The 15,640-nt window shown below is 74.8% G+C and carries 14 protein-coding genes; 10 read left to right on the top strand and 4 right to left on the bottom strand.

The genetic code is table 11. The annotated features are described in order from the left end of the window. The first annotated feature begins 5 nt into the window (after window positions 1-5). Genes QRT03_RS10290 through QRT03_RS10280 form a run of 3 tightly spaced genes read left to right on the top strand, consistent with a single transcriptional unit; the run spans window position 6 to window position 4,188 of the window. Window positions 6-1,403, top strand: a complete 1,398-nt coding sequence (locus tag QRT03_RS10290; protein ID WP_286052615.1) for a glycoside-pentoside-hexuronide (GPH):cation symporter — start codon at window positions 6-8, stop codon at window positions 1,401-1,403. Further along, the gene (locus tag QRT03_RS10285) at window positions 1,400-2,896 is read left to right on the top strand and encodes a GMC oxidoreductase (RefSeq protein ID WP_286052614.1); all 1,497 of its coding nucleotides are present in this window, start codon (window positions 1,400-1,402) and stop codon (window positions 2,894-2,896) included. The genes QRT03_RS10290 and QRT03_RS10285 overlap by 4 nt, the downstream gene beginning before the upstream one ends. Then, window positions 2,893-4,188, top strand: a complete 1,296-nt coding sequence (locus QRT03_RS10280; protein ID WP_286052613.1) for a C-glycoside deglycosidase beta subunit domain-containing protein — start codon at window positions 2,893-2,895, stop codon at window positions 4,186-4,188. The genes QRT03_RS10285 and QRT03_RS10280 overlap by 4 nt, the downstream gene beginning before the upstream one ends. On the opposite strand, the gene QRT03_RS10275 is transcribed toward QRT03_RS10280, so the two are convergent. Next, window positions 4,178-5,134 (bottom strand): LysR family transcriptional regulator, encoded by a 957-nt coding sequence (locus QRT03_RS10275; protein ID WP_286052612.1) that lies wholly within the window; start codon window positions 5,132-5,134, stop codon window positions 4,178-4,180. The two genes, QRT03_RS10280 and QRT03_RS10275, sit on opposite strands and share 11 nt — an antisense overlap. Window positions 5,135-5,159: 25 nt before the next feature. After that, window positions 5,160-5,816 carry an HAD family hydrolase gene (locus QRT03_RS10270; protein ID WP_286052611.1) on the bottom strand — a complete coding sequence of 219 codons (657 nt, stop codon included), beginning with the start codon at window positions 5,814-5,816 and terminating at the stop codon, window positions 5,160-5,162. A 166-nt stretch (window positions 5,817-5,982) separates the two neighbouring features. On the opposite strand from QRT03_RS10270, the gene QRT03_RS10265 reads away from it, so the two are divergent. From QRT03_RS10265 to QRT03_RS10235, 7 genes are all read left to right on the top strand, one after another. Further along, complete coding sequence (locus tag QRT03_RS10265; RefSeq protein WP_286052610.1) at window positions 5,983-7,416, top strand: serine/threonine-protein kinase; 1,434 nt, start codon at window positions 5,983-5,985, stop codon at window positions 7,414-7,416. A gap of 115 nt (window positions 7,417-7,531) precedes the next feature. Further along, window positions 7,532-8,464, top strand: coding sequence for a fumarylacetoacetate hydrolase family protein (locus tag QRT03_RS10260; RefSeq protein WP_286052609.1), 933 nt, complete (start codon window positions 7,532-7,534; stop codon window positions 8,462-8,464). Beyond that, window positions 8,461-9,453: a cyclase family protein gene (locus tag QRT03_RS10255; protein WP_286052608.1), complete on the top strand. Its 993-nt coding sequence runs from the start codon at window positions 8,461-8,463 to the stop codon at window positions 9,451-9,453. The genes QRT03_RS10260 and QRT03_RS10255 overlap by 4 nt, the downstream gene beginning before the upstream one ends. After that, window positions 9,453-10,562: an FAD-dependent monooxygenase gene (locus QRT03_RS10250; RefSeq protein ID WP_286052607.1), complete on the top strand. Its 1,110-nt coding sequence runs from the start codon at window positions 9,453-9,455 to the stop codon at window positions 10,560-10,562. The genes QRT03_RS10255 and QRT03_RS10250 overlap by 1 nt, the downstream gene beginning before the upstream one ends. An 11-nt stretch (window positions 10,563-10,573) precedes the next feature. Continuing rightward, window positions 10,574-11,509: a VOC family protein gene (locus tag QRT03_RS10245; RefSeq protein ID WP_286052606.1), complete on the top strand. Its 936-nt coding sequence runs from the start codon at window positions 10,574-10,576 to the stop codon at window positions 11,507-11,509. Then, a complete protein-coding gene (locus QRT03_RS10240) occupies window positions 11,509-12,480 on the top strand; it encodes a fumarylacetoacetate hydrolase family protein (protein WP_286052605.1) in 972 nt (323 codons plus the stop codon). The genes QRT03_RS10245 and QRT03_RS10240 overlap by 1 nt, the downstream gene beginning before the upstream one ends. A 46-nt stretch (window positions 12,481-12,526) precedes the next feature. After that, window positions 12,527-13,537 carry an amidohydrolase family protein gene (locus QRT03_RS10235; RefSeq protein ID WP_286052604.1) on the top strand — a complete coding sequence of 337 codons (1,011 nt, stop codon included), beginning with the start codon at window positions 12,527-12,529 and terminating at the stop codon, window positions 13,535-13,537. Here the strand turns inward: QRT03_RS10235 and QRT03_RS10230 are convergent, their stop codons facing one another. Together QRT03_RS10230 and QRT03_RS10225 are read right to left on the bottom strand one after the other, a co-directional pair. After that, complete coding sequence (locus QRT03_RS10230; RefSeq protein WP_286052603.1) at window positions 13,538-14,902, bottom strand: MFS transporter; 1,365 nt, start codon at window positions 14,900-14,902, stop codon at window positions 13,538-13,540. Next, the gene (locus QRT03_RS10225; RefSeq protein ID WP_286052602.1) at window positions 14,899-15,639 is read right to left on the bottom strand and encodes a trans-aconitate 2-methyltransferase; all 741 of its coding nucleotides are present in this window, start codon (window positions 15,637-15,639) and stop codon (window positions 14,899-14,901) included. The genes QRT03_RS10230 and QRT03_RS10225 overlap by 4 nt, the downstream gene beginning before the upstream one ends. Between the last annotated feature and the right edge of the window lies 1 nt (window position 15,640).

The following is a 15,640-nucleotide window of genomic DNA, read 5'->3' as shown; positions in this document are numbered from 1 at the left end:
CCTCGATGACGAGTGAGACCGTGGACGGCCCGGTCGCGGCCGCGCCCTCCGCCCCGGCCGACGCACAGCCCCGCGTCGGCGAACGCCTCGGCTACGGCCTCGGCGACCTCGCGTCCAACCTGACCTGGACGACGATCACCAGCTACCTGCTCTTCTTCTACACCGACGTCGCCCTCATCGGCGCCGCGACCGCGGGCACGATCCTGTTCGTCGCCCGCGCGCTCGACGCGATCGCCGATCCCGCCGTCGGGCTGCTGCTCGACCGCACGCAGACGCGGTTCGGCCGGGCCCGCCCCTACCTGATGTTCGGGGCACCGGTGCTCGCGGTGCTGACCGTGCTCACGTTCACCACGCCCGCCCCCGGCGGCGGCACCGGCTCGATCGTCTGGGCCTACGCCTCGCTGATCCTCGTCGGTCTCGTCTACTCGCTGGTGAACATCCCCTACGGCGCCCTCATGCCGATGATGACCCGGTCCTCCGACGTGCGCATGCGACTCTCCGGCTGGCGCTTCGCCTGCGCCTCGATCGGCCTCGTCGTCGTCTCCGGCCTGACGACGCCCCTGGTCGGCGTGTTCGGCGGCGGCGACCAGCGCCACGGGTTCCTCGTCGTCGTCTCGATCTTCGCCGGGGTCGGGCTGCTGCTGTTCTGGGTGGTCGCCGGCACCGCGAAGGAGCGCGTCCCGTTCACCCCCGCCGCGCAGCGCCGCTCGCTCGGCACCAGCCTGCGCACCCTCGCGTCGAACACCCCGTGGGTCGCCGTCTTCGTCTCCAGCCTGTTCATGTTCGCCCGCCTCGGTGTGCTGACCGGTGGCGCCGTGTACTACGCGCTCTCGGTGATGGGGAACCCCGGCGCGATCCCGGTGATCCTGCTCGGCTTCTCCGTCTCGGCCCTGCTCGGCTCGATCGTCACCCCGTGGGTCCTGCGCCGCACCGGCCACCGTCGCGGCGTGATCGGCGGCCTGCTGCTCAGCGTCCCGGTACACCTCCTGCTCGTCCCGGCGACCGGGAACCTGGCCCTGTTCACCGCCCTCTTCTTCGTCTCCGGCATCGTCGGCGGCTTCGGGTTCGTGGCCGCGCCGGCCCTGGTCTCGGACACCGTCGAGTACCAGGAGCACCGCACCGGCGAGCGCAACGAGGGGTTGCTCTACGCCGGCTACTCCTTCGCGACGAAGGTCGGCACCGCGATCGGCGGCGCACTGCTCGCCTTCGGGCTCGCGGTGATCGGGTACCGCCCCGGCGCTGCCGACCCCGCCGTCACGACCGGCCTGACCTGGCTCTACGTCGGCCTGCCGATCGTCCTCGCCCTGCTCCAGGTCGCCGCTCTGGCCTTCTACCGTCTCGAGCGCGACCTGCCCACCGTCGTCGCCGCCAACGAGGCCCGACGTGCCGGGGAGCCCGCGTGACCGGCCGCTTCCCCGACGAGGTCGAGGTCGCGATCGTCGGCAGCGGTCCGGCCGGGTCGGCCTACGCCCGGGTCCTCGCCGAGCTCGTCCCCGGCACGCGGGTCGCGATGTTCGAGGTCGGTCCCCGGCTCGGCGAGCCGGCCGGGGTGCACGTCAAGAACCTCCCCGACGACGAGGCCGCCCGTGCCCGGACCGCCTCGGAGGGCCCCGGCCCGGCCGAGGTCGCCCCGTGGCGCCCCGGCGCCGCGCGGGTCCGCCGCGAGGGCACCTTCCTGCTCGACGCCGCGCACGCGGGCGGGATGCCCTCGGTCGCGATGTCCGCGTGCGTCGGCGGGATGGGGGCGCACTGGACGGGGGCCTGCCCGCGGCCCGGGGACGACGAGCGCCCGGACGTGGACGGGCTCGACGAGCTCCTCGACACCGCGGAGCGGCTGCTCGGGGTGACGCGGGACCCCTTCGCCGACGCCCCGTTCGCCGGCACGGTCCGGGAGCGCCTGGCCGCGGCCCTCGACGCCGGCCGCGCCCCCGACCGGCGGGTCGGCCCGATGCCGCTGGCCGTGCGGGTCGGCGCGGACGGCGCCGTGCACTGGTCCGGCGCCGACGTCGTGCTCGGCGAGGCGACCCGGGCCGACCCCGCCTTCGGGCTGCACGCCGAGGCCCTGGTGACCCGCGTCGTCGTCGAGGACGGCCGGGCCGTCGGAGTGCGGGTCCGCGACCGCCGCACCAGCGAGGAGCACGCCGTCCGCGCCCGACACGTCGTCGTCGCGGCGGACGCCCTGCGCACCCCCCAGCTGCTGTGGGCCTCCGGCGTCCGGCCCGCCGCCCTGGGCCGGTACCTGAACGACCAGCCGCAGATCGTGTACGCCGTCCGGTTGCGCGACGTGGCCGGACGCCCGCCCGCCGCGGCGTCCGCGGGCGTGAGCTGGGTGCCGTACACCCGCTCCGAGCCCTTCCACGGCCAGATGATGCAGCTCGACGCCTCGCCGATCCCGTTCGTGGCGCAGGACGCGGCCCCGGGGTCGATCGTCGGCCTCGGCTGGTTCTGCGCGAAGGACGTCCGCGCCGAGGACCGCGTGACCTTCGACGCGGGTGACCTCGACGCCTACGGCCTGCCCGCGCCGACGATCCACTACGGGCTGTCCGCGGTCGACCGGGAACGGACCGAGGCCGCGACGGCCGCGGTGCGCCGCGCCGCGCACGCGCTCGGCGAGCCCCTGGACCCCGCGCCGGTCGTGTTGTCCGCCGGCGCCTCGCTGCACTACCAGGGCACGGTGCGCCTCGGCCGCGCCGACGACGGGACCAGCGTCTGCGACCCGACGTCGCAGGTGTGGGGAGTCGAGCACCTCCGCGTCGCCGGCAACGGCGTGATCGGCACCGAGATCGCCGCCAACCCCACCCTCACCGCGCTCGCGCTCGCCGTCGCGGGCGCCCGCGCGATCGCCGCCGACCTGACCCGCACCCTCACCGGTGCCCGACCCGCCCAGGGAGCGTGACCACCGTGCTCGAACGCGACCTCGTCCAGCGCCGCGGCTTCGCCAACGTCGCCGCCGCCGACGGGACCGTCACCGGCTTCCGCATGGACCTGCGGATGCCCAACTACCGCGGGATCGCGGGCAGCCTCGTCGAGGGGGTCGAGGTCGTCGTCGACGGCGAGAGCTTCCCGCCCGAGGCCGGCGTCTGGACCCTGCAGGGCCGCACGTTCACCCTCGACGAGCTCCGCGCCTCGACCGACGTCCGCTGGGCCGCCGACGAGCTCGCGACCGTCACCGTCCCGCGTCCCGGCGGGCTGCGCCTCGGCCCGCACCAGGTGGCGGTGGCCGTCCGGCTCCGCGCGCCGTACATCCCGGCGTTCGCCCAGCCCTCGGTCTTCCGGGCCGAGGGAGTGCGGGTCGTCGTGCCGGACGCACCGATCACCGGGCCCCGGCTGGGCGTGTCCCTCTACAGCTACGCCGGGGACATGTTCACCTCGATGACGCTCGAGGACGCGATGGCCGACATCGCCGACCTCGGCGCCACCGGGATCGAGATCCTCGGGGAGGCCCACGTGCCGGGCTACCCCGAGCCGTCGTCGGCGTGGATCGACACCTGGCACGCCAGCCTCGAGCGCCACGGCCTGGTGCCGACGAACCTCGGGGCCTGGGTCGACACGGCGATGTGGCGCGACCGCGACCTCACCGTCGACGAGGGCGCGGCGCAGCTCGCCCGGGACCTCCGCCTGGCCCACCGGCTCGGCTTCGGCTTCCTCCGGCCCAAGTTCGGCGTCGTCTCCGCCGAGCTGGACCCGCACCCGATCTGGGCACCCGCCGTCGAGAAGGTGCTGGATCTGGCCGCGGACCTCGACGTCGTCATCTGCCCCGAGATCCACAGCCCGACCCCGTTGCACCACCCCGTCGTCGACGGCTACCGGGAGTTCATGCGGCGGACCGGCTCCAAGCACTTCCGGCTGATGGTCGACACGGGAATCTTCCAGACCGTTCCCGTGGACGACGGCCACGAGGGCTTCGCGAAGGGCAAGCGGCCCGCGTTCCTCGAACCGCTGGCGGTGCCGGTGTCCGACCTCGAGGAGATGATCGACGACGTCGCGTTCATCCAGACGAAGTTCTTCGAGATCGACGACGCCGGGCGGGACCTGCACATCCCCTGGGAACCGATCGTCGACGTGCTGCGGCGCACCGGCTGGGACGGCTGGCTCTCCAGCGAGTACGAGGGCCGCCGCGAGCCCTACCGCGGCCGCGACCAGGTCCGCCGGCAGCACGCCCTGCTGCGCGGCCTGCTCAGGGGGTGAGGCCCGCACCCACCTCGGCGAGCAGGGCCCGCAGCCAGCGGTGCGCCGGGTCGGTGTCGTACATCGGGTGCCACCACATCGCCTCGACCAGCTTCGAGGCGCTGAACGGGCAGGGCAGCACCCGCACCCCGTCGTCGGGCCGGAGCCGCGCCGCGAGCCGGCCCTGCAGCAGCGCGACCCGGTCGGTGCCCGCGATCAGGTCCGGGATGGGCAGGAAGGACTCCACGACGACCTGCGTGCGCGGCTCGATCCCGTGCGCGCGCAGCTGCTGGGCCGCCGGGGTGAACGCCGTCGGGCGGTGGTAGACGGTGACCCAGGGCAGGGCGGCGAGGTCGTCGAGGGTGACCGTCTCCCCCACGCGGGAGTTCGTCGTCGCGACCGCGACGACCCAGTGGTCGGAATAGAGGTCGAGGTAGGGCAGGTCGTCGACGAACCCGTGCGGCACCAGGAGGCCGTCGACCACGCGCAGGCGGTCCACGGCGCCCGCGATGTCGTCCGGGCGGTGCGGAGACAGGCGCAGGCGCGCGGCCGGGGCGGCCTCGGCGAAGGCCGCGGCCAGCGGCGCGCCGAGCACGCTGGTCGCGTAGTCGGAGACCAGCAGGGTGAACTCGCGGGTCGTGGCGGCGGGGTCGAAGTCCGGCGCCGCGGAGAACACCCGTTCGATCCCGGCCACGGCGGTCTCGGTGCGGTCGACCAGCAGGGCGGCCAGGGCGGTCAGCTCGTAGCGGTTGCCGACCCGGGTCAGCAGCTCGTCGCCGAAGTGCCGGCGCAGCCGGGCCAGCGCGGCGCTGACGGCGGGCTGGGAGAGGCCCAGCGCGGCCGCGGCCCGGGTGACGTTGCGCTCGGCGAGCAGTGCCCGTAGCGAGAGCAACAGGTTCAGGTCGAGGTTGACCAGGCGGGTCACCCCCGCCCGCTGGTCCTCCGGTGACCCCGCCCCGGTGCGCATCGGACAGGCATACCGCATCCGGCCCCTACTGCGGGCTCGCGACCTCGCGCCGCACGTGGTCGAGCAGCTCCGACAGGTCGTGCGCGACGTACCCGGCCCCGGCCTCGACGAGCTCGTCGTCGGAGAAGCCGCCGGTGCGGACCGCGATGAACGGCACCCCGGCGCGCACGCCGGCCTGCCCGTCCCACACCGAGTCGCCGACGAGGACCGCGTCACGCGTGTGCTCCCGCTCGAGGGCGAGCTCGATAAGATCCGGCGCGGGCTTGCTGGCCTCGACGTCGCCGGAGGTGATGACGTCGTCGGCGTACGAGCGCCCGTCGATCAGGTCGAGGAAGTGCTCGGCGTGCTTGCTCCCGCCCGACGTCGCGAGGACCAGGCGCAGGCCCTGCTCCCGCAGCCCGGAGAGCAGCGCCTGCGTGTCGGCGAACGCCGCGACCTCGTCGATCAGGGCGTCGAACTCCTCGGAGTGCTGTGCGCGCAGGTCGTCGCCGTGGGCGTCCTCGACCTCCTGGCTCGACACGTGGGCGACGAGCTGGTCCCCGCCCATGCCGATCGCCCGGTGCAGGTGCCAGACGGGGACGGTGACGTCGTGGCGGCGGAACGCCCGGTACCAGGCGAGAGCGTGCTGGTAGTTCGAGTCCACCAGGGTCCCGTCGACGTCGAGGATGACGGTGTCGGCCATGACGGTGCGGGTGCCCGGCCCGCGGGCCCGGTGAATCGGGCACCTCGGCGCGCCCCGATCGGGTGATTGGAACTTCGTCGGGTGGGCAAACCCCGACCCGGGTCCATCAGCGCGGCCGTCGTCCGCCGGGCCAGCGCCCATCCGACCTCGACCGGACGGGGAATCCGTGACCAGTCTCGTGCCCGACCGTGCCACGTGCTGCGAGCACCGCAGCGAGATCGCCGGGCGGTACCAGCTCGGGCCGGCTCTGCGGACCACGTCACGTGGCTGCACCCACCGCGCCTACGACGAGCTGCTGCAGCGCTCGGTGAGCCTCACGCTCGTCGACGGCGGCGCGGACGAGTCGGACACCCTGGCACTGCCGGAGCAGTCGTGGCAGGGCCGGGAGCCCGACACCGCCGAGCTGTTCGACGGCGGCCGGGACCACGGGCAGCTGTTCTACGTCACCCACCACCCGGAGCTGCCGACCCTGGCCGAGACCACCCCGCCGGCCGGGCTGCCCGCGGTCGGGGTGCGGGACCTGGGGGTCGCCGTCGCGACCGCCCTGCTGCCCCTCCACCGGCAGGGCCGGGGACACGGCGGGCTCGGCGCCAGCACGATCTCGTGGTCGCCGCACGGCGCGACCTTCTCCGACGTCGGGCTGCTGCCGTGGCTGGACCGGTGGTCGGACCTGGACGTGGCCCCGCCGTTCCCCGCCCCGGAGCAGGACGGCCGTGCCGCCGGGTCGGGCCCGGCCACCGACGTGTACGCCCTCGGACGGCTGCTCACCGAGGTGTCCCCGGCCCACGGTGTGCGTCGGGACGTCCGGGCCCTGCTCACCGACATGACCCGCGCGTCCCCGGAGGCCCGTCCCGGGCTCGAGGAGGTGCTGCGCCGCCTCGGCGCCGGGCCCGCCCGGTCGTCCCGGCTACGCACCGTGCTCCGCCCGGGGACCCGCACCCGGCGTGCGGCCGTCGTCGCGGCGGCGTGCGCCGTTCTGGCGGGGGGCCTCGGACTGGGTGCCATGGCGAGCTCGGCCGCGTCCGACGGCGGGCACCGCGCCGCGGTGGTGGCGGGCGACGCCGGTGTGCCCGGGGTCCCGCTGCTGCCCGACCGGCCGGCGCCGCCGGGCGGTGAGGACACCGACGGCAGCGGCTCCGACGACGTGTCCGACGAGGATGGCACCGGGGACGTCGGCGAGGTCCGCGCCCCGGCCGGTCGGACCGGCGTCACCCCGGCGACCGACGACGAGGGCAGCGCCCACGGTGGCCGCGCCGGCTCGCACCGTGCGTCGTCCTGGTCGCCGCCGGAGACGACGGAGGCCCCGGAGACCACGGAGGCCCCCACGCCCTCCGCCGACGACGACCGACGGGACGGCACCGGGCACCGTCCGGACCGGGAGGCCGCTCGCGACGACCGGTCGTCCGACGAGCAGGTCACCGACCGCGACGAGAGGGCTGACGACAGGGCGGACGCCGCCGACCGGGACGACGGCGACCGAGCCGGGCTGCTCGGCCGCCTCGTCGACCGGCTCGACGGCGACTCCGGCCGGGACGCGGATCGCGGCGCCGACGACGACCGGCAGCACCGCGACCACCGCTCCTCGGAGCGCTCCGACTGAGGTCCGGGTGGGGATCGATCCCGTCGATGCCCACCATCAGCAGTTCGGCCTTCCGGCCTCCGCGCCGCGCCCGCAGAGTCGTGTGCACCACACCGACTCTCACCGTGGAGGGCGCATGATCAGGCTGGGGACGTTCTCGCGCCCCGGGGACGACCGGCGGTTCGCGGGCCTCGTCACCGACGCCGGCACCGTCGTCGACCTCGGTACCACCACGCGGGACCTGCTCGCCGACTGGGACACCGCGCTGGCCGGGCTGGACGCCCGCGCCGACGAGGACGGCACGCCGCTCGCGGAGCTCGCCGTGCACGCGCCGGTCGAGCCCGGACAGATCCTGCAGTCCGGCGCGAACTACCGCACCCACGTCATCGACCTCGCCGCCGCCCACCACGCCGAGCGCGGCACGCGTCCCGACGACGAGATCCGGGCCGAGGTCGCGGAGCTGATGGACCGCCGCGCCGCCGAGGGCACGCCGTACCTGTTCGTCGGGCTGCCGAGCGCGGTCACCGGCCCCGACGACGACGTCACGATCCCGGCCTGGACGCAGCAGTTCGACTGGGAGCTCGAGCTCGCCGCCGTCATCGGACGCGAGGCGTTCCGGGTCGGGCGAGCACAGGCCCTGGACCACGTCGCCGCCTACACGATCGCCAACGACCTCACCGCCCGCGACCACGTCTTCCGCCGCGACATGCCCGAGATCGGCACCGACTGGTTCCGCGCCAAGAACGGCCCCGGCTTCACCCCGCTCGGCCCGTGGTTGGTCCCGGCCCGCGACGTCGACCCGGCCGACCTGCGCATCCGCCTCGACCTCAACGGCGAGGTGATGCAGGACGAGACCACCAAGGACATGCTCTTCGACGTCGCGGCGCTCGTCGCCGCGGCCTCGGAGGTCACGCCGCTGCGACCGGGCGACCTCGTGCTGACCGGCAGCCCGGCCGGCAACGGCATGGCCCGCGGGCGACTGCTGCGCGACGGCGACCTCATGACCGGCTCCATCACCGGCCCGGGCGTCGACCTCGGCACCCAGCGCACGCGGACGGTGGCACCGTGACGAGCACCGACACCAGCGCCGTCGTCGCCGCCGGGTACGACCCGGCCAAGCCCGAGGAGGCGGTGGCGGCCGCCGTCGCCCGCGTCTCCCGCTGGGGCCGCTGGGGCGCCGACGACGTCCTCGGCTCGCTCAACCTGCTCACCCCGGCCAAGCGGCTCGAGGGCGCGGCCTGCGTGCGGACCGGGACGACGTTCTCGCTGTCGCAGGCCTTCGACATGGACGGCCCGCAGTCGGGCTGGCGGCGGCGCACCAACCCGGTGCACACCATGCTCGACACCGGCCGCGAGGCCCTGGACGGTGTGTTCCCGCACGGCATCGGCGGCGCGGACGACGTCATCGCGATGCCGCTGCAGTGCTCCACGCAGTGGGACGGTCTCGGCCACATCTTCGACCACGGCAAGGCCTGGAACGGCCGCGAGGCGGCCGACGTCGTCACGAGCGGCGGCGACGCCGTCACCGGGATCGAGACCGCGGCGGCCCACCTCGCGGGACGCGGCGTGCTCCTGGACGCCGGCCGCGTGCTCGGCGACGACCGGGGCGAACTCCCCGACTCCTACCCGATCACCGCCGAGGAACTGGACGAGATCGCCCGCGTCCAGGGGGTCGAGGTGCGGCCCGGGGACATCGTCTGCGTCCGCACCGGCCAGTACGCCCGGACCCGCCGGGAGGGCTGGGGCGGGTACGCCGGCGGCCCGGCGCCCGGCCTGTCGTTCACCACGCTGGACTGGCTGCACGACTCCGACGTCGCCGCGATCGCCACCGACACCTGGGGCGTGGAGGTCCGGCCGAACGAGTTCGAGGTCGCGTTCCAGCCGCTGCACCAGGTCGCGATCCCGCACCTGGGCCTGTTCCTCGGCGAGATGTGGGACCTCGACGGTCTCGCAGCCCACTGCGCGGCCGACGGGCGCTACGACTTCTTCCTGACGGCGGCCCCGCTCCGGATCACGGGTGCCGTCGGCTCCCCCGTCAACCCGATCGCGGTGCGCTGATGATCTCCAACGCGTTGATCGTCGGAGGCGGAGCCGCCGGCGCGGCGGCCGCGATCCTGCTCGCCCGCGCCGGGGTGGCCGTCGACCTGGTCGAGGCCACGCCCGACGTCGGGACCGCCGGCTCCGGGATCACGCTGCAGGGCAACGCGCTGCGGGTGTTCCGCGAGCTCGGCGTCCTCGACGCGATCCTCGCCCACGGCTACGCGTTCGACGAGGTCGGCCTGCGTGCTCCCGACGGCACCGTCCTCGCCGTCATCCCGGATGCCCGGACCGGCGGCGACGACCTCCCGGCCACCGTCGGCATGCCCCGCGCGGTGATGGCCGCGCTGCTGCTGGAGCAGGCCACCGCCGTCGGCGCGAAGGTGCGTACCGGGACCCGCGTCACGGAGGTCCACGCCGACGGCCGCGCCACGCTGGACGACGGCACCACCGGCACCTGGGACCTCGTCGTCGCGGCCGACGGCCTCAACTCCGGCATCCGCGCGTCGCTGGGGATCGAGACCCGTCCGGAGCCGGTCGGCATGGGCATCTGGCGGGTCTTCACGACGCGGCCGGAGAGCATCACCCGCACCGACCTCGTCTACGGCGGCGCCGCGTACATCGCCGGCTACTGCCCCACCGGCGACGACTCGATCTACGCCTACCTCGTCGAGGACGCGGCCGACCGGACCGGGCTCGACCCGGACGCCCGGCTCGCGACGATGCGCGACCTCGCCGCGCACTACGGCGGGCCGTGGACGGAGATCCGCGAGCGCATGACGGACGCGGCCCGCGTCAACTACACCTGGTTCACCCACCACCTGGTCGACGGGCCGTGGCACCGCGGGCGGGTCGTGCTCGTCGGCGACGCCGCGCACTCCTGCCCGCCCACCCTCGCCCAGGGCGCGGCCATGGCGCTCGAGGACGCCTCGGTCCTGGCCGAGCTCGTGCGTGACACCGACGACCTGGACGCCGCGCTCACGAGCTACGCCACCCGTCGTCGGGAACGGGCCGGAGCGGTGGTGGCGGGCTCGGTGCAGCTCGCGCGCTGGTTGCTCGACCACGACCGCACCGCCGACGTCCCCGGGCTGATGGCCCGCACCTCCGCGCTGCTCGCGCAGCGTCCCTGAGAGGACCAGACATGGACCGCCTGATCACCCACCTCCGGCACGTCGATCTCGCCGTGCCCGACTTCGACCGCCAGCTGGAGTTCTACCGCGACCTCTGGCAGCTCTCCCCCGAGACCACCGACACCGGCATCGCGTTCCTGGCCGCGCAGGGCTCGCCCGAGCAGTACCAGGTGCGGCTCCGCGCGGACGCCGAGAAGCGCGTCGACCTGATCGCGTTCGGCGCCGGGACGCCGGCCGACGTCGACGCGCTCGCCGAGAAGCTCGGCCGCGAGGGCGTCACGCTCGTGTCGACCCCGGACAAGCTGCAGACCCCCGGCGGCGGCTACGGCTTCCGCTTCTTCGACCTCGAGGGCCGCACGATCGAGGTGTCCGCCGACGTCGCGACGCGCGTGCACCGGAAGCTCGAGGAGGGCGAGTCGGCGCCCGTCAAGCTGTCGCACGTCGTCATCAACTCGCCGCAGCCCGAGGCACTGGTCGCCTGGTACGACCGCCACCTCGACTTCACGCTCTCCGACACGCTCTTCTCCCCGCACATGGGCGAGATGATGTGGTTCCTGCGCTGCAACCCCCAGCACCACTCGCTCGCGATCGCGCGCTGCCCGCACGTGTCGCTGCACCACGCGAGCTTCGAGCTGCGCGGCATCGACGAGTACATGCGCGGCACCGGTCGGCTGCTCCGCGCCGGCGTCGAGAAGGTCTGGGGCCCAGGCCGGCACATGGCCGGGAACAACACGTTCTCCTACTTCCTCGACCCGCACGGCAACACCGTCGAGTACACGACGGAGCTGGAGTGCCTGGACGAGGACACCTGGCACCCGTCGCTCTACGACTTCACGAACCCCGAGGTCTCCGACCAGTGGGGCACCGCGAACCCGATGAGCGAGTTCGTCGCGAAGAAGTCGTTCAACGACCCCGACCGCGGCGTCTTCGTCGCTCCCCCGGTCTGATGCGGATCGCCACGGCCCTTCTCGACGACGGGTCGGTGCGGGTCGGGCGGGTGGTCGACGACGCCGTGCACCTGCTCGACGCCCCGACCACGGTGCTGGACCTGCTGCGGGACGGGACCCTGCTCGACGCCGGCCGCGACGCGCTGTCGGCGCGGCCGGTCGCCCTGGACTCCGTGCGCCTGCTCGCGCCGCTGCAGCCGCCGACGGTGCGGGACTTCGTCTCGTTCGAGGAGCACGTCGAGGGGATGCGGAACCTGACCGGCGTGCCCGAGGCCTGGTACGCCGCGCCCGCGTTCTACTTCTCCAACCCGTACGCCACGCTCGGCCCGGCCGACGACGTGCCGATGCCGCCCGGGTCGGCCGTCCTGGACTTCGAGCTCGAGGTGGCCGCGGTCATCGGACGGGGCGGCCGCGATCTCACCCCGGAGCAGGGCACGGCCGCGATCGCCGGGTTCACCATCCTCAACGACTGGTCGGCGCGTGACCTGCAGTTCGCCGAGATGCAGGTCGGCCTCGGGCCGGCGAAGGGGAAGGACACGGCGACGACGCTCGGACCGTGGCTCGTCACCGCGGACGAGTTCACGCCGGACTCCGAAGGGTTCCTCGACCTGGCGCTGACGGCGTCCGTCGACGGGACGGTCGTCGGCAGCGACCTGCTCTCCAACATGGGCTGGCCCTTCGGCGATCTCGTCGCCTACGCCTCGCGGGGCACCGAGGTCCGACCCGGCGACGTCCTGGGCTCCGGGACCTGCGGCCACGGCGGCTGCCTGGGCGAGCTGTGGGGCCGCGGGGTGTCGCGCGACGAGCTCCCGCCGCTGCGACCGGGGAGCGTGGTGACCCTGGAGGTGGAGGGCATCGGCACGATGACCAACCGCGTGGTCCCGGGCGCCGAGCCCACGCCGATCCCGCCCGCCCGGGTGCGCCCGCGGACGCGTCCCCGCCCCTCCCTGTCAGCAGTGCGGCCATGCTGACGCTGGACGTCACAATCGGACCCGGTACGAGGCACGGAGCGACCCCATGAGCCCCACGACCGACGTCCACGCCCACCTGCTCGTGCCCGCGGCCGAGGGCCTCGTCGCCGACCGACCGGAACTGGGCGCCGCCCGGGCCGTCGAGGCGCGCGCGGCGGGTGAGGCCAGCAGTCGGGTCAACCGCGAGCAGATCGGGGCGCTCGGCCCGGCGCTGACCCGCCTCGACCACCGGCTCGCCGCCATGGACGCCGCCGGCATCGAGGTGCAGCTGGTCAGCCCGATGCCGATCCACCACCCGTGGGCCGACAAGGACCTCGCCGTCCGGTACGCCGAGGCCGTGAACAACGGGCTCCTCGAGCACTGCGCCGGCGCGCCCGACCGCCTCCTCGGCCTCGGCACCGCGCCCCTGCAGCACCCGGACCTCGCCGTGGACGTCCTGCGGCGGGCGGTCCGCGACGGCCTGCGCGGCGTCGAGGTCTCCACCCACGTGACCGGACCCGACGGTCGTCGTCGAGAACTGGACGACCCCGACCTCGCCCCGTTCTGGGCCGCCGCGGCCGAACTCGAGGCGGTCGTCTTCGTCCACCCGTGGGGCTGCACGCTCGGCGAGCGGCTGGACGTCGGGTACCTGTCGAACACGGTCGGGAACCCGGTCGAGACGACGGTGGCGCTCTCGCGGCTCGTCGCAGCGGGCCTTCCGGACGACGGCTGCCGGTTGCTCGCCGCCCACGGCGGCGGCTTCTTCCCGTACGGCACCGCCCGCCAGGACCACGCGTGGCACGCCCGACCCGGCGACCGCGCGGCCGCCGCCCCGCCGAGCGAGGCGCTGCGCCGGATGTGGTTCGACGCGCTGGTCTACACCCCGGACGCGCTGCGGCACCTGGTGGCGGTCGCGGGCGCGGACCGGGTCGTGCTCGGCACCGATTACCCGTTCGACATGAGCGTCACCGACCCGCTCGACCGGCTCGCCGCCGCGGGCCTGGCCCCCGAGGACGCCGAGCGTATCCGCGGCGGGAACGCCGCCGAGCTGCTGGCGCCCGTGCGGTCACCCGCCTGATCAGGCTTCGAGCCGGACGAGCGATCGGTCGAGAACGGTCACGAGGAGGAACACCATGGCGGCCCCGAGCATGACGAACGCGAGGACGTGCAGGCCCTGCGTGGTCGCGCCCCCGGAGTAGGCCAGCCCACCGGTGGTGCCGGCGACGATCGCGCCGAGGTAGAAGAAGGTGCGCATCAGGCCGGCCGAGGACGCGACCCGCTCCGGGTCGGCCTGGCGGTACACCGCGTTCTGCACCGCGAGGTTGTTCAGGCCCTGCGGGACCCCCGCGACGAGGGCCACCACCACGAGGAGCCAGATCGGGCTGGCCGAGGACAGGAACAGCAGCAGCACGGCCAGCACGACCTGCCCGGCCGCGCCGACGAGCAGCTTCCCGCGGATCTCCCGGCGGCGGCCGGTCAGCGCGGCGACCCCGATGCCGGCCAGGAAGATCGGCAGCAGGGCGAGGCCGGCCGCCGACGCCGAGAGCCCGCGGCCCTGCTCGAGCCACTGGGTGTAGCCGTAGAGGATCGCGTAGGACACCGTCGCACCGAGCAGGGCCCGCAGGAACGTCAGCAGCAGCGGGCCGTTGCCGGCGAGCACCCGCAGGTCGAGGAAGGGGTGCCGGGCCCGCAGCTCCCACCGCACGAGCGCCGCCCCGGCGACCACGGTGACGGCGGCGAGCGGCCACCACGACGGCCGTTCGAGCACGAGCAGGAGCGACACCAGCGCGGCGGTGAACAGGCCGATGCCCAGCGGGTCGACGAGAGAGACCACGGAGTCGCTCGAACGCTCCCGGCCGAGCGCGCGGGGCATCGCCCACCACCCCACGGCCAGCGCGACGACGGCCAGCGGCACGTTGACCGCGAACGTGGTGCGCCACCCGCCGAGACCGATGAGCAGGCCGCCGAGCGTCGGGCCGACCACCGCGATCGTCTGCGTCGACACCGACAGCGCGGTGAGCACCGACTCCGGGCTGTCCCGGCCCGTCCGGTCGGCCTCCCGGCGCACCAGCGCCATCGCCGCCGGGTAGCCCGCGCACGTCCCGAGCCCGATCACCACGCGCGCCGCGGTCAGCGTGCCGATGTCGGGCGCGACCACGCCGAGCACACCGCCGATCCCGACGAGCGCCGTCCCGACCAGGTACAGCGGGCGCGGACCGTAGAGGTCGACGAGCCGCCCGGTCACCGGCTGGCCGACCGCCGTCGCCAGGTACAGCCCGGACACCAGCCACGCGGTCTGCGAGGCCGGGGCGCCCAGGGCCATCCCGATCGGGACGAGGGCGACGGCGATCAGCGACGAGTTGACCGGGTTGAGGATCGACCCGAGCACCATCGGGGCGAGCAGGCGGCGGTCGAACGCCGCGGCGGAGCGCGCGTCGGTCACCGCCGGGCGACCGCGAAGATCCGGCGGAACGGGAACCAGGTCGAGCCGTCGGCGTTCGCCGGGTAGGCCTCGCGCAGCCGGGGCGCGAGGTCGGCGGTGAAGTCGCGGTACGCGGCGTCGGACAGGGCGTCGCGGACAGGGCGCAGGGCCGTCCCGGAGATCCAGTGCAGTACCGGGTCCTCGCCGGTCAGGCGCTGCAGGTAGGTGGTCTCCCAGACGTCGACCGACGACGCCCCGGCGAGGTCGTCGGCGTACGCGGCCGGCTCGGCGACGGTCGCGGCGTCGCGCAGGTCGACGTCGAACCGGTCGGCGACCTCGCGGGCGAGCTCGTGCGACGGCGCGGTGAAGTTGCCGGGGACCTGCATCGCGAGCCACCCGCCGTCGGGAAGGGCCTGCAGCCACCGGCGCAGCAGCGCACGGTGCCCGGGGACCCACTGCAGGACGGCGTTCGTGACGACGACGTCCCCCTCCGGCCGCCAGTCGGTCACCGACTCCTGCACCGCGTCGATCCCCAGCTCGCGGGCGGCGGCCACCATCTCGGCCGAGGAGTCGAACGCGGTGACGCGGGCGTCCGGCCAGCGCTGCCCGAGCACCTGGGTGAGGTGGCCCGGACCGCACCCGGCGTCGACGACGTGGCGCGGGGCGCTCGCCCGGACGCGGGCGAGGAGGTCGAGGAACGGGCGGCTGCGCAGGTCGTCGAAGTCCAGGTAGAGCGCGGGGTCCCAGGTCGTGCTCACG

Origin of the sequence: Actinomycetospora termitidis (assembly GCF_030286555.1) — a bacterium.
GTDB classification, from domain to species: domain Bacteria; phylum Actinomycetota; class Actinomycetes; order Mycobacteriales; family Pseudonocardiaceae; genus Actinomycetospora; species Actinomycetospora termitidis.
Note: the sequence above shows the minus strand (reverse complement) of the source record. Positions and strands in the feature narration are given on the sequence as shown.

Coding starts and splice junctions, on each gene's coding strand:
- QRT03_RS10290 (WP_286052615.1), top strand. CDS start 6: ATGACGAGTGAGACCGTGGACGGCCCGGTCGCGGCCGCGCCCTCCGCC.
- QRT03_RS10245 (WP_286052606.1), top strand. CDS start 10,574: ATGGACCGCCTGATCACCCACCTCCGGCACGTCGATCTCGCCGTGCCC.
- QRT03_RS10270 (WP_286052611.1), bottom strand. CDS start 5,816: ATGGCCGACACCGTCATCCTCGACGTCGACGGGACCCTGGTGGACTCG.
- QRT03_RS10240 (WP_286052605.1), top strand. CDS start 11,509: ATGCGGATCGCCACGGCCCTTCTCGACGACGGGTCGGTGCGGGTCGGG.
- QRT03_RS10250 (WP_286052607.1), top strand. CDS start 9,453: ATGATCTCCAACGCGTTGATCGTCGGAGGCGGAGCCGCCGGCGCGGCG.
- QRT03_RS10275 (WP_286052612.1), bottom strand. CDS start 5,134: ATGCGCACCGGGGCGGGGTCACCGGAGGACCAGCGGGCGGGGGTGACC.
- QRT03_RS10260 (WP_286052609.1), top strand. CDS start 7,532: ATGATCAGGCTGGGGACGTTCTCGCGCCCCGGGGACGACCGGCGGTTC.
- QRT03_RS10235 (WP_286052604.1), top strand. CDS start 12,527: ATGAGCCCCACGACCGACGTCCACGCCCACCTGCTCGTGCCCGCGGCC.